The organism is Actinokineospora alba (assembly GCF_004362515.1).
Taxonomy (GTDB): Bacteria; Actinomycetota; Actinomycetes; order Mycobacteriales; family Pseudonocardiaceae; genus Actinokineospora; species Actinokineospora alba.
Window position 1 is genome coordinate 4,788,317 of sequence record NZ_SNXU01000001.1, and the last position, 15,058, is coordinate 4,803,374.

Here is a 15,058-nt window from a genome sequence, read left to right on the forward strand (position 1 = left end):
TCGGTGGTGGTCGCTAGCTTGATCAGCATGTCCCGATTTCGTCTCCAGCCGACGCCTGAGCAGGAGCGGGTGTTGTTGGAGCATTGTCGTCATGCCCGGTTCGTGTGGAATCTCGCTGTGGAGCAGCACGCCCATTGGAAACCGGGTCGCAAGGCGGCGGGGTACACCGAGCAGTGTCGGCAGTTGACCGAGGCGCGGGCGGACAACCCGTGGTTGGCTGCCGGTTCGGTGATCGTGCAGCAACAGGCGTTGAAGGATCACGCTCAGGCGATGGCGAACTTCTTCGGCCGAACCCACCGACGGCCGACCTGGCGCAGCCGCGGGCGGGGCGAGGGGTTCCGGATCGTGGCGGTCAAACCGGGTGACGTGCGCCGAGTCTCGCGCAAGGTTGGTGAGGTGCGGGTGCCGAAGGTCGGCTGGGTGCGATTCCGGTGGTCGCGTGCGGTTGCCGAGGGTGTGAAGTCGTTTCGGGTCACGCGTGATCGTGCTGGGCGTTGGCATGTGGCGTTCGCCGTGGTGCCCGAGCCCATTGCCGCGCCCGGCACGGGTGCGACGGTAGGCGTGGATCGAGGTGTCGTGGTGTCGGCGGCTCTGTCCACTGGGGAACTGTTGTCCGTACCAACTCTGAAGGGAACAGAGAAGGCCCGCCTGCTGCGGCTGCAGCGCAAGCTCGCCCGGGCACAACGCGGCTCCACCCGGCGCGGCAAGCTCAAGGCGGCGATCGCGAGGCTCAAGGCCCGCGAAACCGATCGTCGTAAGGATTGGGTCGAGAAAACCAGCACCCGCCTGGCCCTGGAGTTCGACGTGATCGTGGTCGAAGATCTCAAGATCACCAACATGACACGGTCGGCGAAGGGTACCCGTGAAGCGCCTGGTCGGGGTGTGCGGCAGAAGGCGGGTCTGAATCGGGGCATCCTTGCCAGCGGGTGGGGTCAGTTGGTGACCCGCCTGGAGCACAAGGCTCCGGGCGGGGTAGTCAAGGTCGATCCGCGGTTCACCAGTCAGCGTTGTTCGGCGTGTGGGGTCGTGGATCGGGAGGCGCGCGAGAGCCAAGCCGCCTTCCGGTGCCGGTCTTGCGGTTTCGCCTGCAACGCCGATGTGAACGCGGCACGCAATATTCGAACCGCGGCAGGGCATGTCGTGTCTGCACGGGGAGGCCCGCCGTTGGGCGGGCCCGCGAACCGTGACCCTCAACGTGACCTCCTCCTTATGAGGTAGTCGCTGTTTGGAATCCCCAGCCTCTGGCGGGGAGGATGTCAATGCTCGAGCCAGCTCAGGTCCAGCACCGGCCGCACCTCGACCTCGGTCAGCGCGGCGTCGGGCACCCGCGCGGCGATCTCGGTGGCTTTCTCCATGGACTCGCACTCGACGAGCAGGAAGCCCGCCAGGTGTTCCTTGACCTCGGCGAACGGGCCGTCGGTGACCAGGGTCCGCCCGTCGCGGACCGAGACCCGCTTGCCCATGGCGGGCTCACCGAGTCCCTCGGAGACGATCAGCTCACCGGACTCCGCCAGCTCGTTCGACAGCGTCATGTGGCCGCGGCCGAACTCCATGCGCTGCTCATCGGTGAGCGTCTCCCACACCGCCAGCGAGCGCGGGTTGCTGTGGATCAGGATCAGGTACTTCACGGCAAGTCCTCCCAAAGTTTTCTCGACTCAGTCTCACCCGGATGTCGAAGCCGCCGCCACGGCTTCGACGTCCCAGACGAAACACAGTCCGACGACTTTCGAGGAGCACACCGTGAACGAGCAGATCCGGCACCTGATGGCCGAGCAGGAAACCGCCATGCGCAAGGGTGACGTCGACGCGATCGCCGCCGCCTACGCCCCCGACGCGGTCCGGTACGACCTCGCGCCGCCGCTGCGGAGCACCGGTTTCGACCCCGAGGGGCTGCGCGCCTGGTTCGCCACGTTCGACGGTCCCGTCGACTTCGAGATCCGCGACCTGGTGGTGACCGCGAACGCGGACATCGCCTTCTGTCACAGCCTCAACCGGCTCTCAGCGGTCCCGCGCGGCACGGACCACAAGTTCGACCTCTGGTACCGCTCGACGGTCTGCCTGCGCGAGATCGACGGGAAGTGGCTGGTGGTCCACGAGCACACATCCACGCCATTCCACATGGACGGCTCGTTCAGGGCCGCGGTCGAGCTGCGGCCGTGACCGTCATTGGGCGCAGACGCGCCACTCGCCGGACTCTTTGACCAGCGGGTACGTCCGGCGGTCGACGCCGCCGGAGCCCAGGTCGGTGGCCAGCACGGTGAAGTTCGGCGGGTCGGCGTCCGGGTCGACGCTCTCCAGCGTCAGCCGGAAGCCGCCCGCCAGGAACAGCTGGTCGCTGCGGTCGTGGTCGCGTTCGCACGTGACCCCGGCCAGGGCGTTGTTGTCCTGGACGTTGATCGCGTCGACGAACACCCGGGCGGTGGTGATCGGCGGGTTCGTGGGTTCCGGGTCGATCAGGAAGTAGGCGGCCGCCGCGACGCCCGCCACGGCCACACCGCCCGCGGCGATCAGGCGCAGCCGCCGGTCGCGGCGCGGCGCCGCGCTCGGGGCGGCCGCCGCCTTGTCCGACCACGTCGCCTCCGGGGGCGGCACCCGGCGCTCGTTGAACTCCCGGCCGTCGTGGCGCACCAGCGTGGTCCAGGCCTGACCGTCCCAGTAGCGCCGTTCGACCCGGCCCTCCGGGTCCGGCCGCCAGCCCGGCGCGAGCAGCTTCTCCAGTTCCTCCGCGACCCCGGGGGCCACGTCGGGGCGCGCCCGCAGCCGCACCAGCAGGCTCCACACGGCGGTGCGGTCGACTTCGTCGCGCAGGCGCCTGCGGAGTTCGCCGAGCATCTCGTGCTGCGCGGTGCGGTCGAGCTTGGGCTGCTCGAGCTGGGCCCGGTAGCCGTCGAAGTAGGGGATCAGCGGGCGCGGGGCCAGTGACAGCGGCGGCGGCGCGGCCGCGGGCAGGGTGAGCATCGCGGCCCGCAGCAGGCGCACCCGGTCGGCGCCCGCGATGGCCGGGTCGTAGAGGCCGGTGCCCGCGAGGTCGGCGGGCACCGGCATCGACTGGGTCCGCACGGTGAGGATCGGCCTGCGCAGCTGCTTGGCGTAGCGCAGCTCCGCCATGCAGCCCGGCGAGCGCAGCGACGTGGGGGACAGGACGAACAGGAATGCCTCGCACCGCTCGATCCGCGCCAGCACGCCGTCCCACCAGCGTGGTCCGTTGGGTTCGCCGCCGTCGATGGTGACCTGCCTGCCCATGGCGGCCAGATCGGCGCGCAACCTGGTGGCGACGGCACGATCCGGGGCCGCATGGCTGATGAACACCTGCATGTCCACTCCGCCCGAAGCTCCGTCAGCGCCCGGAGAGCGCCTTGTCGATGTCACATACCCGCCATTCACCGTTCTGGTCGGCCAGCGGGATGCTCAATGTTACCGACGAGTTGCCAACGGTACGAGCAGCGAGAATAGTGAATCTGGGCTCATCTCCGTGGGCGTCGACACTCTCCAGGGTGACATTGGCGGTGTCGAAGAATGCGCCATACAGGTGACGGTTCTTCTCCAGGTCTGCCGTGCACACGTACTGCTGCATGGCTTGATCATCGCGTGTGTTGACCGCGTCGACGAATTTGCGCGCCACGTGCACCGCCGAACCGGGGTCCGGCCCGGTGCCGCCGAGCAGCAGCAGTCCACCCGCGATTCCGCCGGCCACCAGGACGACACCGGCGCCGACCAGCCACGGGAACGTCTTCTTGCGCCTGGGACTGCCCGTCGGCGTGTCCGGACCGCGTGCGATGACCGCGCGGGGAATGAGCTCGGTGACGTCGGCGGGCCTGCGCGGCTCCACGTCCACCCGGGGCGGCCTGCCGCGGTCGTCGAACTCCTGGCCGTTCTGCACGACCAGCGTCGTCCACGCCTGGCCGTCCCAGTAGCGGGCTTCGAAGCGGCCCTGCGGGTCGGGCTGCCAGCCGGGTGAGAGCAGGTCCTCGATCGCGTCGGCGACCGGCCGGGTCAGGCCCGGCCTGCCGCGCAGCCGCACCAGCAGGTTCCACACCTCCGGCCGCTCATCGGTCTCGGTGAGCCGCGTCCGCAGCTGGTCGAGCAGCTCGACCTGGTCCTCCTCGCCCAGCTCGTCGGCGTCGATGCGATCGAGGTAGGCGTGCAGGTACGTCGCGGGGATCTCGGGCTCCAGGGGCAGGCGGGAGGACAGGGGTTTGGCCATGGGCAGCGCGTTGAACGCTTTGAGCAGGGAGATCGCGGTCTCCGCGGACCGCTCGGTGTAGTCGACGGCGCCCGCGCCGAGTCCCTCGGGGATGTCGGAGCGCGGCACCCGGCTCACGATCACCGGCAGGATCGGCCTGCGCAGCGCCGCGGCGTAGCGCAGCTCGGCGAGGCAGGCCGTGGAGCGGATGGAGTCGGGGGACAGAGCGAAGACGAACACGACACAGCTGCGGACGTGGTGCAGGACCTCGTCCCACCACTGCTGTCCGCCGTGGCTCTCCCGGTCGAACCACACCTGGTGGCCGAGTCGTTCGAAATCCGCTCGCAGTTGGGTGATCGAAGCCTGGTCTCGTCTTGAGTAGCTGATGAATACGTGCATCGCGGGCGTCTCACGTTCACTGGCTGTGATGCGGAAGTGTCCGCACGGTATGTGCCGGATGAACTCCAGGACAGGGACCTATGGCCCTACTGCAAACGCCTCTGTGTCTCTCTGTCATGGGCGGGTAGCAGGTTGGAGGCGGTTGTGACAACTGTCCGTGAGTTTCCGCGAGCACGTGACACAAAAGCCGTCCGAAACTGTGATGTAGCTCTAAGTAACGTCGGAGCGGTGCCACCGCGGGCGACGGGCGATGACTTAACGTGGAGCCGGATGGACGGGAGGTTTCGCGTGACGGAACAGGGTGACGGGGTGGTGGCGGAGCTGCGCGCGCAGTTCCGCTCGGAGCTGCCCGCCAGGGTCGAGGCGCTCGACGCGGAGGCGTTGGGCGATCTCACCGCCGCCCTGCGCGACGCGCGCAGGCGCCAGCGCGAGAGCCTGGCCAAGGCGGCCGACGAGTCGCTCAAGCAGGTGCCCCGGCTGGTTCGGCCCCTGGTGCGCAAGGTGATCGGCCTGTGAGCGCCAAGATCCGCGCGGAGATCGTCAAGCTGGCCAGGCTCCTCGGTGACGAACCCGAGCGGTTCTCCTACCTGGCCGACCTCCCACTCGAAGACCTGCGCGTCATCCGTGAACGCGCCACCGACGTCCTCTTCAGCGCCAACCGCGGCATGTTCGAACGCATCGCCGCGGCCAGCAAACTCGTGCCGGTGGCGGTGACCACCACCGTCGCGCAGAAGTCGTTCGGCCCACTGCTGTGCGCGCGGATCGCCGGTGTACTGGAACCTGAGCGAGCCGTGGAGATGGCGGGCAGGCTCCCGGTCGAGTTCCTCGCCGACGTGGCCGCCGAACTCGACCCGCGCCGGGCGGCGGGCGTGCTCGCGGCGCTGCCCGCGGCGAAGGTCGTCGAGGTCGGCACGGAACTGACCGATCGCGGCGACTACGTCAGCATGGGCCGGTTCATCGGCGAACTGCCGGACGCGACCCTCCGCGTGGTCGTCCAGGAACTCGACGCCGACGCGATCCTCCGCACGGCGGTGTACAGCGAGAACGACGACCGGTTCGCGGCGATCTTCGCGATGGTCCCGGACTCACGAATCCCGGACGTGCTGGACGTGGTGATCAACGCGGACGCGTCGACGGTGGACGACCTCGCCGATGACGTCCTGCCGGTGCTGGCGGCGTTGGACGAAGCCGGCCTGACCCGGCTCGCGACCGCGGTGGACGCGTTGACACCGGACCAGCGCGCCCGGCTGGTTGACCTGGCGGCGAAGGCGGGCGTGACCGATCAGCTGGGGCCGCTGGGCCTCGCGCTAAGCGCTTAAGCGGCCGGTGATCTGGAGGCTGCTGTCCAGCTTGGCCTCCAGTTCGCCTGCCGTGTCGGGGGAAAGCGCCTGCGCCCACCGGCCCACCGCGCTGAGGAAGCCGAACAGGTTTAGGTGCGCCCGGTCGAGCGCGGTGCTGAGGGCATCGAGCGGTACGGCGATCTGCTCACGGGGTTGAGCGTCGTCGTCGTCGCCCAATCCGCCGCCGGACCAGATCCGCACACCATCGTCGACGTGCTCGACCCACGGTGCGGGTGAGTGTCCGAGCCACGGCTGCCCGCCATCCAGCACGGAAACCCAGTCGCGCCAGGTCTCCAGTCCGCAGCAGCAACTCGGCGCGATGCTCACCCCGGTGCCTGCATCGCGTGCCCGCAGGCCGCCGGGGGCGATCAGATCTTGCGCGCCGATGATTCCGCGGAGCAGCTTGACGGGGTCTTGAGGAAGATCATCGGCGACCTCGTGCGGCACCAACGCGGCCACTGCGACACCGATTTCCGCGGCGGTCATCTCCGCCGAGAGACGTACAAAGCCGTCCGAGGGATCAGCCACCGGCCAGCAGCTGAAATGCCGCGTGCCGAACGTTTCGATGACCGGTTCCAGGATGAGCACGGCTCAGTGTCCCGGGAGGACACCCGCCACACAACGCCATTACTAAGCCGAGGCGGACGCCGCATCCGGTTCCCGCACCACGCGGGCGCGGACCTTGCGCAGGATTCGCTGGTCCACCAAAGCGCAGTCGACCGACAGCCAGTCGCCGATGTCCTGGACGAACTGGTCCGGAACCATGGCCGACACACCCAGCCCCGGTGCGTCGTCGGCCGTCAGGGCGCCGCGGCGGTTGGGGTACAGCAGCAGGACGCCGCGGACGTCGACGTCCGGCAGGTGGTCCTGGAAGGCCGCCACCGCGTCGAACAGGTTGGTGGTGCCGCCGCGGAAGGCGTGGCCGTTGCGCCACAGGGAGCCGTCGTCGTCGATCTCGTAGTGGCCGGGCAGCCACAGTTTCGACTCGACCAGCACCAGTCGGTGTCCACAGAGGACGGCGTGCTCGATGTCGGCGAACACCGACCCCGGCCGAGACAATCCGTGGAACACGCGGGCTCCGGGCAGCCTGGCCAGGTAGTTGACCAGCATCTCACTGGTCAGCCGCTCACCGACCGGCTCGTCGTCGGCCACCCCGAACACCGTGCGCTCGCCGAACTCCGCCAGCGCCGACCGGTTGGCCCTGGCCGCGGACAGGTAGGACCGGAGCAGCCGGATCATCGCCCCCAGCGCGGTCACGATCAGCGCGAGCCAGCACACCAGCACGACGGTGGGCAGGTCGCCCGGCAGCAGCAGCGGAACCGTCAGCAGCGCCGTGCCGATCAGCGCGGCGGCGGCGGGGGCGTGCCCGGGTGTGCGCACGTAGCCGATGCGCGGCTGGTGCTTGGTCAGGTGCCACCACGACAGCGACGCGGGCGGAAGGTCGCAGCCCCGCGGCGTGTACACCGGCTCGTCCCGGTACATCCGCCTCCGCGCCCGAGGCTTGGGCACCTCCGGTGTCGGCCGCTCCCGGTCGCCCCGGTCGTACTCCGCGCGCTTGCGGGAGTCGGCCAGCGTCTCGTACGCGGTCTTCAGCAGACGAAACGTCCCAGCCGTCCCACCGGCGTCGGGGTGCATGACCTTCGCCAGCGCCCGATACGCCGACTTGATCTCACCTGCCGACGCGTCCCTGCGAACGCCGAGTAGCTCGTAGTAGTCGACTTCCGCCACAGCGCGATCATTTCAGACTCTCCCCGCGCCGTCGCCCGCACACCCCACCGCGAGTCGCCCCGCCACGCGAACGAGTCGCCCCGCCAGGCAAGTGAGTTCGACATTCGCGGGTGGTGGAGCTGAACCACCGGGGTGCGAATGTCGAACTCACTTGCCGGACGGGGCGACTCGTTCGCTGGACGGGGCGACTCGCGGGTCAGCTGGTGATGTCCTTGGTGCGGAAGCGGCGGGAGGCCAGGAAGAAGAACACCGCCGCGTAGGTGATCGCGGAGAAGGCGCCCTTCGTCATGTTCGACCAGTCGATGTCGGTGGCGATCAGATCGGACCAGGCGAACGACCAGTGGGTCGGCAGGTAGTCCCGCAGATCCCCGAGCGCGGTGATCTGGTCGAGGATCTGCGACAGGATGGACACCAGCACCGTGCCGCCGACCGCGCCCAGGGGTGCGTCCGTGGTGACCGACAGGAACAGGGCCAGCGCCGCCACCCACAGCAGGTTGACCGAGATGTACGCGATCGAGAACACCAGCGCCAGCATCGAGTCCTCGAACGACACCGCGTCGCCGGTCGGGCTGACCGCCTCGCCGGTGCCGTAGAAGACGATCCCTACCGCCAGCGCCACCGCGGGCAGCAGCACCAGGCACAGCAGCGACAGCAGGCCCGACGAGATCGCCTTCTGCCGCAGCAGCCGCTGCCGGGGGACCGGCATCGACAGCAGGTACTTCAGGCTCGACCACGACGCCTCCGAGGCGATGGTGTCGCCGAAGAACAGGGCGACGATCATCGGCAGCAGGAAGCTCCCCGTGGCGAACAGGATGAACACCACGAAGTTCGGCGCGCTGGCCGTGGCCAGGTCGACGAAACCACCGGAGCGCCGGGCGTTGTCCGATGAGCCGAACTCGAACGCCGCCCACAGCAGGAACGGCAGCACCACCAGGAACGACAGGAGGAACTGCGTGCGCCGCCGCCGCAGCTGGCGGACCAGCTCCACCCGCAGCGGCAGCGTGCGGCTCTGCCGGAACCCCTCGACCGACCCGTCCGGACCGAACCCGGTGGACTCCTTGCCCGCCGCGACCGCCATCTCGTCGATCGCGGCCGGGTCGGTGTGCACAGTCGACACGTTCGTGTGAACCACCACCGGAACGTCCTTGTGGCCGTTGTCGCTCATGATCCCTCTCCGACCAGCTCGAGGAAGACGTCCTCAAGGCGCCTGCGCGGCCCCGCCTGCTCGACCGCCACCCCCGCCTTGACCAGCACGCTGAGCGCCGCGGAGCGCGGCAGCCCGTCGAGGTCCGCGTGCACCAGGGACCCTTCCACCGTCACCGCGTTGATCCCGGTGACCCCGCGCAGCGCCTCGGCCGCCGACTCCGGGTCGTCGACCCGGAACGTCGCCTCGCCGCCACCGGCCACGATCTCGTCGACCGAGCCCGCCGCGACCAGCTTGCCGCGGTGCATCACCACGACGTGGTCGCAGGTCTGCTCCACCTCGGCGAGCAGGTGGCTCGACACCAGCACCGTGCGGCCGGTGGCCGCGTAGCGCCGCAGCACGTCGCGCATCTGGTGGATCTGCGGCGGGTCGAGCCCGTTGGTCGGCTCGTCCAGCACCATCAGGTCCGGGAACCCGAGCATCGCCTGGGCGATCGCCAGTCGCTGCCGCATGCCCTGGCTGTACGTGCGGACCTTGCGCTCGACCGCGTTGCCCAGCCCCGCGATCTCCAGCGCCTCCGCGAAGTGCGCCCGCTCGACGGGACGCCCGGTGGCCGCCCAGTACAGCTCCAGGTTCGCCCGGCCGGACAGGTGCGGCAGGAAGCCCGCTCCCTCGACGAACGAACCGATCCGCGACAGCACCGGCGCACCGGAGTGGATCTTGTGGCCGAACACCCGGATCTGCCCGTCGCTGGGCGAGATCAGGCCCATGAGCATCCGCAGCGTCGTCGTCTTGCCCGCCCCGTTGGGCCCCAGCAGGCCGAGGACCTGCCCGCGGTCGACCCGGAACGACAGCGAGTCGACCGCCCGGAGCCCGCCCGGGTAGGACTTCGACAGGTTCTCGATCACCAGCGGCACCTCGGTCAGCGCCGGATCGACGTCGTCCTCGCGGCGCCTGCGGATCATCCCGACGATCCCGGCGATCAGCCCCAGGCCGAGGACGACCCCGATGCCGATCAGCGGACCCGCCGGGGGAGCCGAGCTGGACCGCGCGCCCGCGACCACCGGCACCTGCAGCGCGCTGTCCGGCGCCAGCTCGACCTTGTACGCCGCGGCCCGGGCGGGCGTCGCGTACGCCTGGTCGGTCGTGGTCACGACCAGCTCGACCCGGTGGTCGGTCTCGATCGGCCGCACGATCCCCGGCAGCGCCACCGTCACCTCGACCGGCGTGCCATCGGTGGGCAGCCCCGGAACGCGGAAGGCGGACACGGCCGAGCCGGGCAGCGTCCGCACGCCGTCCGGACCGACGTCGTAGAGCTTGGCGAACAGCACCGCCCCATCCGGCGCGGGCAGGTTCGGCACCGTCGAGACCCGCAGCCGGACCGTCGACGCCCCCGCGATCAGGAGCTGCTGCTCGAGCGGCAGGCCCGTGAACCGCGCGGACTGGCCGGGCAGGTCGATCGCCACCCGGCCGGCGAGCCGGGCCGAGCCGCTGATGACCGAGCCGAGCCCGGGCATGCTGCTGATCGACGCCGGATTGCCGCCGGGCGGGTTCACGATCGTCTGCGCCACCCCGTCGACCCGCACGGACCTGCGCTCGGTGGCCGCGCCCCCGGTCAGACCGGGGTAGCCGCTCGCGGTGACCGTGCGCACCGACGGCGCGCCCTGCGCCCGCAGCGCGCCCTGCACCGCGTACTCGAAGGGGGTGCCGGGGTCGTCGCCGAGGCCGCGCAGGTGGAAGTCGAACCAGTCCGCGATCTCGCCGCGCAGGCCGGGGCCGGGCTTGCCGCCGTCGTGGCCGCCGGTGTACCAGACGACCTTGACCTTGCCGCCCGCCGCGCTGATCTGCCGCGCGGTGGCGTCGGCCTGGTCGAGGCCGAACAGGGTGTCCTGCTCGCCCTGCACCAGCATCGTCGGCTGGGTGATGTTCTTGGTGACCGAACTCGGCGAGACCGACCGCATCAGATCGATCGTGGCCTGGTCGGCCCGCCCGGTGGTGGCGACCTGCGCGTACGCGCGGCACACCGACTCCACGAACCGGCCGCACGGGTTGCCGTCGTCGGGCGTCGGCATCCGCTCCGGCCTGCCGGTGTCGATCGGGGCCGCCGCCCCGCCCGAGTCCCGGGCCTCCTCGTCGCCCGCCTCGGTCGCTTCCGAGGAGGGGTTCGCCAGGCCCGCGGCGCCCATGCCGGAGGCGAAGAAGATGCCCGCCCATGACCGCTTGAACACGCCGTCGTCGGCGAAGGCGTTGGCCGACGGCGACCCGGCGACCTCGCCGAGGGTGGCCGAGTTGGGCACCAGCGCCTGGCTCAGGTCGTTGTAGGTGATCACCGGGGCGAGCGCGTCGACCCGCTTGTCGGTCCCGGCGAGCAGCAGCGACAGCGCGCCGCCGTACGACCCGCCGGTGACTCCCACTTTCGGGTCATTTTCGCCGTCGCGGACCACCTCGGGCTGCTTGGCCAGCCAGTCGACGAGTCCGCGGGCGTCGGCGACCTCGTGGTCGGGGGAGTTCAGCGCGATCCGGCCGCCGCTGCGGCCGAAGCCACGGGCCGACCAGGTCAGCACGACGAAGCCGCGCTGGGCGAGTTCGCGCGCGTCGGCGTCGACGCTCAGCTTGCTCCCGCCGAACCCGTGGGCGACCAGCACAGCGGGCGCCGGTGTGCGTTCGGGCAGGTAGAGGGTGGTGTCGAGGGACACCGGCGCGGTCTCCCCGGGCCCGCCGGGCAGCGGCAGGAGGGCTTCGCGGGTCTGCACCGGGGGCGGCTCGTCACCCCGGTTCAGCCAGACGATGCCTGCGGCGGCGACGGCGGCCACGAGCAGGGCGGTGGCCACCTGTCTCGGGCGGATTCGGGGAAAGCGGGGCACGCTGACGAAGGTATTCCAGACTTGCTGAGAGCGTTCCCAGCAGGGGCGCTGTGACCAATCCCAACGTGCGGAACAGCCACCCCGGCTGGTGTGTTCGGATCTGACAGGGAACAATCGACAGCAGTTATGTGCTCGGAGGGGAGTATTCCTTCGCGCCGGTGTCGTCAACACGGACCCTTCGGGGACCCGGCGCCGGCGGTCGGACGAGTTGTCCGGCGGAAGAGACCTCCGGTGCTCGGCGCTTGCCCGTACACCGGAGGTTAAATCAATGGCAGTTCCTGCCTGGGCCTGGTTCGCCACGATCGGCGGCCTGCTCGTCCTGTTCGCGATCGACCTGCTGATCGTCGACCGCAAACCCCACGAGGTCACCATCGGCGAGGCGGGCCGATGGGTCGCCTTCTACATCGGCTGCGCGGTCGCCTTCGGCGGCGCGATCTGGGCCTTCTCGGGCGCGACGTACGCGGGCGAGTTCTTCGCCGGCTACATCACCGAGTACTCGCTCTCGGTCGACAACCTGTTCATCTTCCTGATCATCATGTCGGCCTTCGCCGTGCCGAAGATCCACCAGCACAAGGTGCTGCTCGTCGGCATCGTGATCGCCCTGGTCATGCGCGGCATCTTCATCGCCGTCGGCGCGGTGGCGATCGCCAAGTTCAGCTGGGTGTTCTACCTGTTCGGCCTGTTCCTCATCTACACCGCCTGGAAGCTGTCGCGGCAGGGTCTCGGCGAGGACGAGGAATACGAAGAGAACGCGATGACGAGGTTCGTCCGCAGGCTCTTCCCCGTCACCGACCAGTACCACGGCGCCAAGTCGTTCACGCGGATCGACGGCAAGCGGTTCGTGACCCCGATGTTCATCGTCATGATCGCCATCGGCACCGCCGACCTGCTGTTCGCGGTCGACTCGATCCCGGCCATCTTCGGTCTCACCAAGGAACCGTTCCTGGTCTTCACCGCCAACGCCTTCGCGCTGATGGGGTTGCGCCAGCTGTACTTCCTGCTGGGCGGCCTGCTGCGCAAGCTGGTCTACCTGTCAGTCGGTCTCGCGGTCATCCTCGGCTTCATCGGCGTCAAGCTGGTGCTCGAGGCGCTGCACACCAACACGCTGCCGTTCATCAACGGCGGCGAGCCGCTGAATGTCCCGACCATCGGCATTCAGGTCTCGCTGTCGGTCATCGTGGGTGTCCTGGTCATCACGACCGTCGCGAGCCTCATCAAATCGCGCAAGACCGAGGCGAATGAATCCGAGGACGATTCGGACCTGACTGAGCCCGCCGCACAGAAGCACTGAGAACGGGCTCAATAGCTGCTCCCATATTTCTGTGGCGGGTATGGGAATAATCCATCGTCCGTCCGCCAGGTGACTGTCCGGTACGGTCGGCTGGTGCGTCCAGAAGACATTGACCTGCTCGCGGCGCCAGGTGCGCCCGCGATGCGTGGCGACTTGCTGCTGGTAGGAGTCTCGACCCCGGATCTCGAGGTGAACTCCTACCTCGGCGGGCTGCGCCGGATTCCGATCGACGGCGGGGAATCCCGGGAATTCACCCAGGGCTTCCGCGATGTCGCCCCGGCGATCTCGCCGGACGGCAGTCAGGTCGCGTTTCTGCGCACCACGGGGCTGGGTGTCAAGCCACAGGTCTATGTGATTCCGGTCGACGGCGGCGAGGCGCGGCAGATCACCGATCTGCCGCTGGGCGCGGGCACCCCGGTGTGGGCGCCCGACTCCCGGCGGATCGCGTTCACCGCGCGCATCCCCGCCCCCAGCCGCTACGGGGCCGAGGGGCCGGACGGCACGCCGGAGCCGGCGTCCGAGGCGCCCCGGTGGATCGACCGGTTGGACTACCGGTTCGACGACAGCGGCTACCTGGCCGACCGTCCGGTCCAGCTGTTCGTCGTGGACAGTGCCGACCCGGACGCCAAGCCGGTCGTGCTGACCGAGGGGACCGCCGAGCCTGCGGAGCCCGCGTGGACGCCGTCCGGTGAGCACCTCGTCGTCGGCGCCAAGCGGGACTGGGGCGTCGAGGACACCATCAACGTCGACCTGTGGGCGGTGCCCGCCGAGGGTGGCGGCCCGATCCTGATCGCCCGCAGCGCGGGTTCGGCGAACCACCCGGTGGTCACCGACGACGGCATGGTCGTCTACCTCGGCGAGGCGTTCGCCGGGACGGCGGCGGTCGCCAACAACACCGGCCTGTGGGCGGTGCCGCTGCGCCTGGACGGAGTGCCGGGGGAGCCGCGCAGGCTCACCGACCCGGAGACCGTGGACTGCGAGGTCGCCGCGGGCAAGCCGCTGGTGACCGCGGACGGCGTGCTGGTCGGCGTGCGCAACCAGGGCGCGGTGGAACTGCGCCGGGTCGCCACCGGTGCGGCCGAGGCGACGCTCTCGGAACTGACCCTGGTCGCCGGGCACGAAGCGATCGTCAAGGGATTCACCGCGGACGGCGACCGGGTCGTCGTCTCACTGTCCACTTGGGACTCCGCAGGCGAGGTCGTGCTGGTGACCGGCGACGAGACCTGCGCCCTCACCGACTTCTCCGGCCCGCTCCGCGCTGCGGGCGTGCGCCCGCTCATCGAGGTCAAGGGATCGGCGCCCGACGGGTACGCCACCCACGGCTGGCTGGTGCTGCCGGAGGGCGAAGGCCCCCACCCGGTTCTCCTCGCGGTGCACGGCGGCCCGTTCATGTACCACGGCTGGGGTTTGTACGACGAGGCCCAGGTTTACGCCGCCGCGGGATACGCGGTGGTCCTGCCCAACCCGCGCGGCTCGGCCGGTTATGGCCAGGCCCACGGCCGCGCCATCGTCGGCGCGATGGGAACAGTCGACGTCGACGACGTCCTGTCAATCCTCGACGCAGTCCTGGAACGCCCGGACCTCGACGCCGGTCGCGTCGGCGTGATGGGCGGCTCCTACGGCGGCTGGATGACCAGCTGGCTCGCCGCGCACCACGGGTCGCGCTTCAAGGCGGCGTGGAGTGAGCGGGCGCTGAACTCGTGGGAGTCCTTCGAGGGCACGTCGGACATCGGCTGGTGGTTCGCCGAGGCCTACTGCGGCACGGATCCGGACGCACTCAAGGCGATGAGCCCGCTCACGCACGCGGCCAAGATCGACCTGCCGATCGTCCTGGTCCACTCCGAACACGACTACCGGTGCCCGCTGGAGCAGGCGCAGCGGATGTTCGTCCGGTTGCGCCGCAACGGAGTCCCGGCGGAGATGCTGATTTTCCCGGGAGAGGGCCACGAACTGACCCGCTCGGGACAACCACGCCACCGCAAGCAACGCTTCGACGCAGTGTTGGAATGGTTCGGCAGGCACTTGTGACATCGCGCCGGCTCCGCCGGCGCGACCGAGCGACACCAGCACCCCTCCCGAATCGAAACGGGCCCAACGCAACGGCCTGTT

At 69.8% G+C, this 15,058-nt stretch carries 13 protein-coding genes; 6 read left to right on the plus strand and 7 right to left on the minus strand.

Going from position 1 to position 15,058, the window contains the following annotated elements; all coding sequences use genetic code 11:
- Positions 1-27 precede the first annotated feature (27 nt).
- Positions 28-1,218, plus strand: a complete 1,191-nt coding sequence (locus C8E96_RS22075; RefSeq protein ID WP_091383898.1) for an RNA-guided endonuclease InsQ/TnpB family protein — start codon at positions 28-30, stop codon at positions 1,216-1,218.
- Positions 1,219-1,256: 38 nt separating this feature from the next.
- Here the strand turns inward: C8E96_RS22075 and C8E96_RS22080 are convergent, their stop codons facing one another.
- Entirely contained in the window at positions 1,257-1,628 is a 372-nt protein-coding gene (locus tag C8E96_RS22080; protein WP_091383797.1) for a YciI family protein, read from the minus strand.
- A 112-nt stretch (positions 1,629-1,740) separates the two neighbouring features.
- On the opposite strand from C8E96_RS22080, the gene C8E96_RS22085 reads away from it, so the two are divergent.
- Entirely contained in the window at positions 1,741-2,160 is a 420-nt protein-coding gene (locus C8E96_RS22085) for a YybH family protein (RefSeq protein WP_228770338.1), read from the plus strand.
- Positions 2,161-2,163: 3 nt separating this feature from the next.
- Here C8E96_RS22085 and C8E96_RS34155 read toward each other — a convergent pair whose 3' ends face one another.
- Entirely contained in the window at positions 2,164-3,315 is a 1,152-nt protein-coding gene (locus tag C8E96_RS34155) for a TIR domain-containing protein (protein ID WP_091383799.1), read from the minus strand.
- A 22-nt stretch (positions 3,316-3,337) separates the two neighbouring features.
- Complete coding sequence (locus C8E96_RS22100) at positions 3,338-4,582, minus strand: Rv0361 family membrane protein (RefSeq protein WP_091383801.1); 1,245 nt, start codon at positions 4,580-4,582, stop codon at positions 3,338-3,340.
- Between the two features lie 288 nt (positions 4,583-4,870).
- Here C8E96_RS22100 and C8E96_RS22105 point away from each other — a divergent pair, with 288 nt between their 5' ends.
- Positions 4,871-5,098, plus strand: a complete 228-nt coding sequence (locus C8E96_RS22105) for a hypothetical protein (protein ID WP_228770339.1) — start codon at positions 4,871-4,873, stop codon at positions 5,096-5,098.
- On the plus strand, positions 5,095-5,901 hold the full coding sequence (locus C8E96_RS22110) for a magnesium and cobalt transport protein CorA (protein ID WP_091383804.1): 807 nt from the start codon (positions 5,095-5,097) through the stop codon (positions 5,899-5,901). The genes C8E96_RS22105 and C8E96_RS22110 overlap by 4 nt, the downstream gene beginning before the upstream one ends.
- On the opposite strand, the gene C8E96_RS22115 is transcribed toward C8E96_RS22110, so the two are convergent.
- The 4 genes from C8E96_RS22115 to C8E96_RS22130 form a co-directional block, all read right to left on the minus strand.
- Positions 5,890-6,510: a hypothetical protein gene (locus tag C8E96_RS22115; RefSeq protein ID WP_091383806.1), complete on the minus strand. Its 621-nt coding sequence runs from the start codon at positions 6,508-6,510 to the stop codon at positions 5,890-5,892. The two genes, C8E96_RS22110 and C8E96_RS22115, sit on opposite strands and share 12 nt — an antisense overlap.
- Positions 6,511-6,552: 42 nt before the next feature.
- On the minus strand, positions 6,553-7,650 hold the full coding sequence (locus tag C8E96_RS22120; protein WP_091383808.1) for a J domain-containing protein: 1,098 nt from the start codon (positions 7,648-7,650) through the stop codon (positions 6,553-6,555).
- Positions 7,651-7,846: 196 nt separating this feature from the next.
- Positions 7,847-8,815, minus strand: a complete 969-nt coding sequence (locus C8E96_RS22125) for an ABC transporter permease (protein ID WP_091383810.1) — start codon at positions 8,813-8,815, stop codon at positions 7,847-7,849.
- Positions 8,812-11,658: an alpha/beta fold hydrolase gene (locus C8E96_RS22130; protein ID WP_228770340.1), complete on the minus strand. Its 2,847-nt coding sequence runs from the start codon at positions 11,656-11,658 to the stop codon at positions 8,812-8,814. The genes C8E96_RS22125 and C8E96_RS22130 overlap by 4 nt, the downstream gene beginning before the upstream one ends.
- Positions 11,659-11,926: 268 nt before the next feature.
- Between C8E96_RS22130 and C8E96_RS22135 the strand changes: the two genes are divergently transcribed.
- Positions 11,927-12,949, plus strand: coding sequence for a TerC family protein (locus C8E96_RS22135; protein WP_091383904.1), 1,023 nt, complete (start codon positions 11,927-11,929; stop codon positions 12,947-12,949).
- A 93-nt stretch (positions 12,950-13,042) separates the two neighbouring features.
- Positions 13,043-14,977, plus strand: a complete 1,935-nt coding sequence (locus C8E96_RS22140; RefSeq protein WP_091383907.1) for a S9 family peptidase — start codon at positions 13,043-13,045, stop codon at positions 14,975-14,977.
- The last annotated feature ends 81 nt before the right edge of the window (positions 14,978-15,058 follow it).